The 1,901-nt window shown below is 74.7% G+C and carries 2 protein-coding genes; both read right to left on the bottom strand.

Annotated elements, in window-relative coordinates; all coding sequences use genetic code 11:
- Positions 1 to 137: 137 nt before the first annotated feature.
- Positions 138 to 1,322 (bottom strand): acetyl-CoA acetyltransferase, encoded by a 1,185-nt coding sequence (locus GT354_RS40135; protein WP_161361408.1) that lies wholly within the window; start codon positions 1,320 to 1,322, stop codon positions 138 to 140.
- 2 nt (positions 1,323 to 1,324) lie between these two features.
- Positions 1,325 to 1,901: zinc ribbon domain-containing protein (locus tag GT354_RS40130; RefSeq protein WP_237535925.1), on the bottom strand; the 577-nt coding region annotated here is incomplete at its 5' end.

Here is a 1,901-nt window from a genome sequence, read left to right as displayed (position 1 = left end):
GGCGAACGCCCGCCGGCGGCACGTCGGCCACGCGCGCGCGGCGTCCGCTGACCTGCACAAATGACCCCAGGAACGTGTTTCACGTCGGCCACGCGCGCGCGGCGTCCGCGCCCCTTGCGGCCGGAGCGGAACGGTGCTCACGGCGCCCCCAGCACGGTGACGGCGGCGACCGCTCCCGGTCCGCCGAGGTTGTGGGCCAAGCCGCGCCGGGCGCCCGGGAGTTGGCGGGTGCCCGCGCGGCCGGTGACCTGGTCGGTGATCTCGGCGACCATCCGCACGCCCGTGGCGCCGACCGGGTGACCGCAGGACTGGAGGCCGCCGGAGACGTTGACGGGGATGTCGCCGTCGGCGGCGGTGGCGCCCGCGAGGAGTTCGGCGCCGCCTCGGCCGCGCCCGAACAGGCCCAGGTCTTCGGTGTTGACGATCTCGGTGATGGTGAAGCAGTCGTGGCACTCGACCACGTCGAGTTGGGCGCGCGGGTCGGTGATGCCGGCCTGGCGATACGCGGCGGCGGCGGCATCGCGGGTCGCGGCGAAGCCCAGGAAGTCGTTGTCGGTGCGAAACAGCGCCGGGTAGTAGCCGGCGTAGGACGCCACGGCGATGCCCTCGATCAGGGCGTAGCGGCGGGCGTACCGTTCGGCCCAGCGCCGCGACGCGATCACCACGGCGGCGGCACCGTCGGTGGTGGGCGTGCAGTCGAGCAGGCCGAGCGGGTCGGCGACCATGGGCGCCGCGAGCACCTGGTCGGTCGTGATCACGCTGCGGAAGTGGGCTTTGGGGTTGTGTACCGCGTTGGCGTGGTTCTTGACCGCGACCTGCGCGAGCGCGTCGCGGCCGTAGCCGTATTCGTGCAGGTAGCGTGCGGCCACCAGGGCGAACTGCCCCGGCGCGGTACGACCTTTGGCCATCGCGGGGTGGGACTGTTCGACGGTTTTGGCCACGAGCGAGCCGCGCGGCGCGACGTCGCGCATCTTCTCGGCGCCGATCGCGATGCACACGTCGTACTCGCCCGCGGCGACCGCCAGAGCCGCGCCCCGGACGGCCTCCATGCCGGTCGCGCAGAAGTTGCTCACCCGAGTCACCGGGCGCGGGGCGAAGCCGAGGGCTTCGGTGACGGCGGCGCCCGAGTCGCCGATCAGCGCGGCGAGCAGGGGCTCGGCGGTGCCCAGCCAGGCGGCCTCGACCCGGTCGAGCTCGATGCCGGCGTCGGCGACGGCCTCGTCGGCCGCCTGGTGGAGCAGGCTGAGGTAGGGGCGGTCGTACAGGACACCGAAGGGGGTCACCCCGGTGCCGACCACCGCCACTTCGCGGGATATGGGCACGGTCAGCCTCCGGTCGGGGCGGCGGTGGGCAGGATCTTCCAGAACCAGCGCGGCGCGGCACCCGCGCCGGTGGGCACGCGACGCAGGACGAGTTCGACCGCGTCGCCGATCGCGACGTCGTGACCGGCGGCGACCTGGCCGTAGAAGCGGGCGCCGTCGGCGAGTTCGACGACGGCCATGGTGTGCGGGCCGTCGATCGGGAAGACGTGGTCGCGGGTGCGGGTGAACACCCGCCCGGTGCGGGCGATCTCGTGCGGGACGAGGTCGGTGCCGGCGCCGTGCGTGGGGCACGCGGGCGCGGGCGGGTACTCGGGGGCCTCGCACTTCGCGCAGCGCATGCCGGTCAGCCGCAGTTCGTCGCCGCGCTCGCGCCACGCCTGTGCGGCGGAGGCATAGGGGGCGAAGTCGGCGGGCGCGTGCCGAGCCGGTGGCGCCGGCGCGTCGGGGGCCGGGAGGATCGGCTCGGGGCGAAAGTCGGGGCCCGCGTCGAGGCGAAACCGGTAGTGCGCACCGCCGGCCACGCCGAACTCGACGCCGAACTCCGCCGAGCCTTCGTCGTCGGTACCGCCTGCGGCGCCG

The organism is Streptomyces sp. SID3343, assembly GCF_009865215.1.
Classification (GTDB): Bacteria; Actinomycetota; Actinomycetes; order Streptomycetales; family Streptomycetaceae; genus Embleya.
This window is presented reverse-complemented; position numbering and strand designations above follow the sequence as displayed.